General features: G+C 70.0%; 4 protein-coding genes. 3 read left to right on the top strand and 1 reads right to left on the bottom strand.

The genetic code is table 11. The annotated features are described in order from the left end of the window. Positions 1-121 precede the first annotated feature (121 nt). Positions 122-1,147 (bottom strand): ATP-dependent 6-phosphofructokinase, encoded by a 1,026-nt coding sequence (locus tag ACWGI8_RS36910; protein WP_453667805.1) that lies wholly within the window; start codon positions 1,145-1,147, stop codon positions 122-124. A 214-nt stretch (positions 1,148-1,361) separates the two neighbouring features. On the opposite strand from ACWGI8_RS36910, the gene pta reads away from it, so the two are divergent. From pta to pyk, 3 genes are all read left to right on the top strand, one after another. Further along, positions 1,362-3,473: a phosphate acetyltransferase gene (gene pta / locus ACWGI8_RS36905; protein ID WP_453667804.1), complete on the top strand. Its 2,112-nt coding sequence runs from the start codon at positions 1,362-1,364 to the stop codon at positions 3,471-3,473. After that, positions 3,470-4,708, top strand: coding sequence for an acetate kinase (locus ACWGI8_RS36900; RefSeq protein WP_453667803.1), 1,239 nt, complete (start codon positions 3,470-3,472; stop codon positions 4,706-4,708). The genes pta and ACWGI8_RS36900 overlap by 4 nt, the downstream gene beginning before the upstream one ends. A gap of 74 nt (positions 4,709-4,782) precedes the next feature. Next, positions 4,783-6,213: a pyruvate kinase gene (gene pyk / locus ACWGI8_RS36895; protein WP_453667802.1), complete on the top strand. Its 1,431-nt coding sequence runs from the start codon at positions 4,783-4,785 to the stop codon at positions 6,211-6,213. Positions 6,214-6,362 lie beyond the last annotated feature (149 nt).

Here is a 6,362-nt window from a genome sequence, read left to right as displayed (position 1 = left end):
AGGCCCTGTCCGGGCGATCTTGTCGTGCCCGGACAGGGCCTGGCGGGTGCCTTGTGCAACCGCCGGATCAACGAGCGGGGTCCGGTGCATGGGGCCTGCCCGGGCCGGCCCCCGCCCGGGCTCAGAAGACCGACTCGGCCTCGTGCACCCGATCCTCGGGCACGGTCTTCAGCCGGGTGACCGCCTCCGCGAGCGGGACCATGACGACCCGTGTACCGCGCAGCGCGGTCATCATGCCGAACTCGCCGCGGTGCACGGCCTCCACCGCGTGCCAGCCGAAGCGGGTCGCGAGCACCCGGTCGTACGCGGTCGGAACGCCGCCGCGCTGGACATGACCGAGAATGACCGGTCGCGCCTCCTTGCCGAGCCGGCGCTCCAGCTCGACGGCGAGGCGGTTGCCGATGCCCGTGAAACGCTCGTGACCGTACTGGTCGATCTCGCCCTTCTTGTAGTCCATGGAGCCCTCGGCGGGGTGCGCCCCCTCCGCGACACAGATGACCGCGAACTTCTTGCCCCGGGCGAAGCGTTCCTCGACCATCTTCACCAGGTCCTCCACCTGGAAGGGCCGCTCGGGCAGACAGATCCCGTGCGCGCCGCCCGCCATTCCGGACTCCAGCGCGATCCAGCCCGCGTGGCGGCCCATCACCTCGACGACCATGACCCGCTGGTGGGACTCGGCGGTGGTCTTGAGGCGGTCGATGGCCTCGGTGGCGACCATGACGGCGGTGTCGAAGCCGAAGGTGCGATCGGTGGAGGAGATGTCGTTGTCGATGGTCTTCGGTACGCCGACGACGGGCATACCGGCGTCGGCCAGCATCCGGGCCGCGGTCAGCGTGCCCTCGCCGCCGATCGGGATGAGCGCGTCGAGATCGTACCGGCGGGCCAACTCCTCGCAGTTCTCCGCGGCTTCGCGAAGCCGGGAGCGTTCCAGGCGGGCGGAGCCGAGGATCGTACCGCCGCGGGCGAGGATGCCGCTCACCGCGTTGAGATCGAGGGGGCGGTAGTGACCGTCGAGGAGGCCCTTGAACCCGTCCTCGAATCCGATGACTTCGTCGCCATGGCCGGTCATGGCACGGTGCACGACCGACCGGATCACTGCGTTCAGGCCGGGGCAGTCGCCGCCTGCGGTGAGAATTCCGATGCGCATCGTGCTGTGTCTCCTGCTCGCTAGCGGTACATGTGAGCGGTTCCGATTCTCACACGACTGGTCTGGACCGCACCCCTCCAGCTGCTCCTCCGGGACAGCCGCACACGGCGGGCGCCCTATCCAGCCACGGAGGTATTGTCAAGAGGGCAATGCCACCCTATCGAGTTTTTTCGAGCACACGAGTTCGGCCGATGAGCAGGACGGGAGAGCACGCGTGACGCGCAGCGTGTACGTGACCGGGATCGATCGCGGAGACGGCCGCCAGGTGGTGGAGCTGGGAGTCATGGAGCTCTTGACCCGCCAGGTGGACCGGGTGGGGGTGTTCCGTCCGCTTGTGCACGACGGACCCGACCGCCTGTTCGATCTGCTGCGTGTCCGCTACCGCCTCTCGCAGGACCCGGCGACCGTATACGGGATGGACTACCACGAGGCCGCGGCGCTGCAGGCCGAGAAGGGTACCGACGAGCTGGTGTCCCGGCTCGTCGACCGCTTTCTCTCGGTGGCGCGCGACTACGAGGTCGTCCTGGTGCTCGGCACGGACTTCCACGCCACCCAACTCCCCGACGAGCTGGCGCTGAACGCCCGGCTGGCCAACGAGTTCGGCGCCTCGGTGATACCCGTGGTGGGCGGCAAGGACCAGCCGGCGGAGTCCGTACGCGCCGAGGCCCGCAACGCCCACCGCGCCTATGAGGTCCTGGGCTGCGACATCCTCGCCATGGTCGTGAACCGGGTGGCACCGGAGGACCGCGAGGTCATCGCCGAGCGGCTGGCCGCCCGCCTCCCGGTCCCCTGCTACGTCCTGCCGGACGAGCCGGCGCTCGCCGCTCCCACGGTCGCCCAGATCGCCCACGCCCTCGGGGCCACAGTGCTGCTCGGGGACGATTCCGGGCTCGCCCGTGATGCGCTGGACTTCGTCTTCGGCGGTGCGATGCTGCCGAACCTGCTGAAGGCACTGACCCCCGGCTGCATGCTGGTCACCCCCGGTGACCGCGCGGATCTCGTGGTCGGCGCCCTCGCCGCGCACTCCGCGGGCACGCCGCCCATCGCCGGCCTGCTGCTCACCCTCGACGAGCGCCCGGCCGACGCGATCCTCACCCTGGCGGCCCGGCTGGCGCCGGGCACCCCGGTGCTCTCGGTGGCCGGCGGCTCCTTCCCGACCGCGGCCGAACTCTTCTCGCTGGAAGGAAAGTTGAGCGCGGGCACCCCGCGCAAGGCGGAGACCGCGCTCGGTCTCTTCGAGCGCCATGTCGACACGGCCGGGCTGGTCGCCCGGGTCGAGGTGGCGCGTACCGGCCGGGTCACGCCGATGATGTTCGAGCACGATCTGCTGGAGCAGGCCCGCGCCGACCGGCGCCGCGTCGTGCTGCCCGAGGGCACCGAGGAACGGGTGCTGCGCGCCGCCGACGTGCTGCTGCGGCGCAACGTCTGCGAGCTGACGCTGCTCGGCGACACCGACGCGATCCGCAGGAAGGCCGCCGACCTCGGCATCGATCTCTCCGCCGTGCAGCTGATCGACCCGGCCACCTCCGAGCTCCGCGAGGACTTCGCCGACCTGTACGCGGGCCTGCGCGCCCACAAGGGCATGACCGTGGAGCTGGCGCACGACGTGGTGTCGGACGTGAACTACTTCGGCACCCTGATGGTCGAGCAGGGCCTGGCCGACGGCATGGTGTCGGGCTCGGTGCACTCCACGGCGGCGACGATCCGGCCGGCCTTCGAGATCATCAAGACGAAGCGTGGGGACACCTTCCGGGGCGAAGCCTCCGGGGGAGCCTCGATCGTGTCCTCGGTCTTCTTCATGTGCCTCGCGGACAAGGTGCTCGTGTACGGCGACTGCGCGGTCAATCCGGACCCGGACGCCGAGCAGCTCGCGGACATCGCCGTCCAGTCGGCGGCCACGGCGGCCCGTTTCGGCGTCGAGCCCCGCATCGCGATGCTGTCGTACTCGACGGGCACGTCCGGCTCCGGCGCGGACGTCGACAAGGTGCGCGAGGCCACCAAGCTGGTCCGCGAGCGCCACCCGGAGCTGAGGATCGAAGGCCCGATCCAGTACGACGCGGCGGTCGAGCCGTCCGTCGCGGCGACCAAGCTGCCGGACTCGGAGGTGGCCGGCAGGGCGACCGTGCTGATCTTCCCGGACCTGAACACCGGCAACAACACCTACAAGGCCGTGCAGCGTTCGGCCGGCGCCGTGGCCGTCGGACCGGTGCTGCAGGGTCTGCGCAAGCCGGTCAACGACCTCTCGCGCGGCGCGCTGGTCAGCGACATCGTCAACACGGTCGCGATCACCGCGATCCAGTCACAGGGTCAGGAGCTCCCCGTATGACCGACTCCCCTTCCGCGTCCCGCGTCCTCGTCCTCAACTCCGGCTCCTCGTCGGTGAAGTACCAGCTGCTCGACATGCGCGACGGCTCCCGGCTGGCGGTCGGCCTCGTCGAGCGGATCGGCGAGCAGACGTCCCGGCTGGTGCACAACCCGCCGGCCGGCAGCGGAGCCGAGAAGCGTGAGCGTACGGGCCCGATCGCGGACCACGCCGCGGCGCTGAAGGCGGTCGCCGAGGAGCTGGCGCACGACGGTCTGGGCCTGGACTCCCCCGAGCTGGCGGCGATCGGCCACCGGGTGGTGCACGGCGGCCTGAAGTTCACCGCGCCGACCGTGATCACCGACGAGGTGCTGGCGGAGATCGAGCGCCTGGTCCCGGTGGCGCCCCTGCACAACCCGGCGAACATCACGGGCATCCGTACCGCCCGGGCGCTGCGCCCGGACCTGCCTCAGGTCGCGGTCTTCGACACGGCGTTCCACACGACGATGCCGGAGTACGCGGCGCGGTACGCGATCGACGTGGAGACCGCGGACGCCCACCGGATCCGCCGCTACGGCTTCCACGGCACCTCGCACGCGTATGTCTCGCGCAAGGCCGCCGAACTCCTGGGCAGGGCCCCGGAGGACATCAACGTGATCGTGCTGCACCTGGGCAACGGCGCCTCGGCGTCGGCGGTCGCGAGCGGCCGGTGCGTGGACACCTCGATGGGACTGACCCCGCTGGAGGGGCTGGTCATGGGTACCCGCTCGGGTGACATCGACCCCGCGGTCACCTTCCACCTCAAGCGGGTGGCGGGGATGTCCGAGGACGACGTCGACGTCCTGCTGAACAAGAAGAGCGGCCTGGTCGGGCTGTGCGGCGACAACGACATGCGGGAGATCCGGCGGCGGATCGAGGAGGGCGATCAGCGGGCGCTGCTCGCCTTCGAGATCTACATCCACCGGTTGAAGAAGTACATCGGCGCCTATTGCGCGGTCCTCGGCCGCGTGGACGCGGTGGTGTTCACGGCGGGGGTCGGCGAGAACGCGGCCCCGGTGCGGGAGGCCGCCATCGCCGGGCTGGAGGAGCTGGGGCTTGTGGTGGACGCAGGCCTCAACGCCGTACGTTCTGATGAGCCGCGGCTCATCTCGCCGGACTACGCGCGGGTGGCGGTCGCGGTGGTGCCGACGGACGAGGAATTGGAGATCGCCCAGCAGACCTTCGCCCTCGTCGACGGAGGCCGGCCGGCCCACGCCTGAGCGGCCGGGCGCCCATTTGTACATTCCACCAGACGGAATATTCCGCGTAGAAACAAACCGATAGGATCCGCCTTATGCGCCGTTCCAAAATCGTCTGCACACTGGGCCCCGCCGTCGACTCCTACGAGCAGCTGAAAGCGCTCATCGAGGCCGGCATGAACGTGGCCCGTTTCAACATGAGCCACGGAACCCAGGCAGAGCACCAGGAGCGGTACGACCGTCTCCGCAGGGCGGTGGCGGACACCGGCCGCCCCGTGGGAGTGCTCGCCGACCTCCAGGGTCCGAAGATCCGCCTGGAGACCTTCGCCGAGGGACCGGTCGAACTGGTCCGTGGTGACGAGTTCACGATCACCACGGAGGACGTCGCCGCCGACAAGTCCATCTGCGGTACCACGTACAAGGGCCTGCCCGGCGATGTGTCCAAGGGCGACCAGGTCCTGATCAACGACGGAAACGTCGAACTGCGGGTCGTCGAGGTCGACGGCGCCCGGGTGAAGACGATCGTCGTCGAGGGCGGTGTCATCTCCGACCACAAGGGCATCAACCTGCCCGGCGCGGCGGTGAACGTCCCGGCCCTCTCGGAGAAGGACGTCGAGGACCTGCGCTTCGCCCTGCGGATGGGCTGCGACCTGGTGGCGCTCTCCTTCGTACGCGACGCCAACGACGTCAAGGACGTCCACAAGGTGATGGACGAGGAGGGCCGCCGGGTCCCCGTCATCGCCAAGGTGGAGAAGCCGCAGGCCGTCGAGAACATGGCGGACGTCGTCGCCGCCTTCGACGCGGTCATGGTGGCCCGCGGCGACCTGGCCGTCGAGTACCCGCTGGAGCAGGTGCCGATGGTGCAGAAGCGCCTCATCGAGCTGTGCCGCCGCAACGCCAAGCCGGTGATCGTGGCGACCCAGATGATGGAATCGATGATCACCAACTCCCGCCCGACCCGCGCCGAGGCGTCCGACGTCGCCAACGCGATCCTGGACGGCGCGGACGCGGTCATGCTCTCGGCCGAGTCCTCGGTGGGTGCGTACCCGATCGAGACGGTCAAGACGATGTCCAAGATCGTCACGGCCGCGGAGGAGGAACTGCTCTCCAAGGGCCTCCAGCCCCTGGTCCCGGGTAAGAAGCCCCGCACCCAGGGCGGCTCGGTCGCCCGCGCGGCCTGCGAGATCGCCGACTTCCTCGGCGGCCGCGCCCTGATCGCCTTCACCCAGTCCGGCGACACGGCCCGCCGGCTCTCCCGCTATCGCGCCCAGCAGCCGATCCTGGCGTTCACGACGGAGGAGTCGACCCGTAACCAGCTCACCCTGAGCTGGGGCGTGGAGCCGTTCATCGCCCCGTTCGTGGAGACCACGGACGCGATGGTCGACCTCGTCGACGCGGCGCTGCTGAAGCTCCAGCGCTTCAACGAGGGCGACACCATGATCATCACGGCGGGTTCGCCTCCGGGCGTGCCGGGCACGACGAACATGGTGCGGGTGCACCACCTCGGTGGCGTGAAGCACGACTGACGTGCGTTGAGCACGCACGGCGGTGGGCCGCACCCCTTCGGGGGCGCGGCCCACGGTGCGTTGCGGCGCCGAACGGTCGGTCCGGCTCCGGCCGGACGCCGCTGATGCACACGGAGTACGCCTCACCGGACCCGCACACAACTGTGGGC

The organism is Streptomyces sp. NPDC054841 (assembly GCF_053611045.1).
This window is presented reverse-complemented; position numbering and strand designations above follow the sequence as displayed.